Annotated in this window: 1 protein-coding gene; it reads right to left on the reverse strand. The window is 37.6% G+C overall.

The genetic code is table 11. The annotated features are described in order from the left end of the window. Nucleotides 1-242 precede the first annotated feature (242 nt). A complete protein-coding gene (locus tag FKN93_RS17335) occupies nt 243-1,235 on the reverse strand; it encodes a DUF4917 family protein (protein WP_170905762.1) in 993 nt (330 codons plus the stop codon). Between the last annotated feature and the right edge of the window lie 149 nt (nt 1,236-1,384).

Genomic DNA, 1,384 nt, shown 5'->3' on the forward strand with positions numbered 1-1,384 from the left:
AGACATTGATAAACTTGATCAAATCAACAGCTATGCTTCACAAGAAATCATCAACCAGTAAAACACTCACATTACCACTTAACTTTTAAATTTGTAACACGTTGAATTTAAGAGAAATATAACGCCCTGTTAAGGTGTGAGCAACGCAATACCGAAGCCACCGCATACCACTTTAAACACTAAACGCAACGCATAGTAAAAATGCCACGCGTTGCGAATCACTCTTAAACAGTTTGTTAAGGCTACCAAATCTGCGCGCCTTGAGTATTAGCGATAATAACCTGCTTATTTGTACCCAAACGTTCTTGTACGATAGCAAACTCATGATTCAACCGATATTCAGTTGCAGGACTTGGATTGAACTCCCCTACAATAATTCTATCAACACCACTTAAGCACATAGCCTCGATGATGTGACTGTCTTTTCCTTCGAGAAAGGAACAACCAAAAGTAAAAACACTACCTCTTGAATCTTTAATTCTATTATATGCATACAATAAGTAGTGATTTTTCTTTATTTCGTCTAGTTTTTGATCACCAGTTCCTTCTGAAATGCACATCGGGAATTTACCATTAGCTATGTTGTTTTCTAGTCTAGCCAAAATAGGATTCCGCTCAGAGCTGCCAGACTTAGTCGCAGAGACTCCATCTCTATATAAAAACAATGCGCCATGGGGGAAAAAATAATTCGCTTGGTTATCAGGGCTAAATACTAGTTCACCGTTTAAGCGAGTGAAGGAGTCCCGCCCAATATTTTGGTTTCGATGACAACGAATCCAATATAATAGTAAGTCATAATTCAAAGAATAGATTGTATTAAACCCATTAAGAAAATTTCTACAATTATTGATCTTTCTATTCAGGTTTGCCGCGGCTCCAAATCCTCTTCGAGGTTGTGAAAAAGATGACGGATGAGATCTGCTGACAGCAATAATTAGTTGCTCTCTTAAATATTCTATTTGAGTAGCTAGGTGTTGCTGAAGGGGTGAAACTGGTGCGTATAAATCTAATACGTCAATACAGCTATTAATTTTTTGGTGAACCAACTCAAAATCAAATCGATTATTTACAAGTAATTGGTGTAGCTCCGTCCCTTCTTCGATTTCGCAAAGATCCAACAATGAATTCCAGTTAAAGTTATCTTCATTCATCGCTGCGTCAAAAGATATCCCAAATCCATTACCTAATAGTAAGGATCTTTCACCTATACAATCATCTAATAATTCTTGAAACATATACCTACCCTATTAGTAGCCTTAACGCCGCGTTAAGGGGTGAGCAACGCGACTACCAACTCACCGCATTGCACTAAAAACTAATAAAATCAACGCATAATGAAAATGCCATGCGTTGCGAATCCCTCTTGAACGCCTTGTTATGTTTA

The sequence above is a fragment of the Vibrio sp. A8-1 genome (assembly GCF_013048685.1).
GTDB classification, from domain to species: Bacteria; Pseudomonadota; Gammaproteobacteria; order Enterobacterales; family Vibrionaceae; genus Vibrio; species Vibrio metschnikovii.

What these genes read in the sequence shown, in the direction of transcription:
- FKN93_RS17335 (WP_170905762.1), bottom strand. Translation starts at nt 1,235, where the DNA reads ATGTTTCAAGAATTATTAGATGATTGTATAGGTGAAAGATCCTTACTA.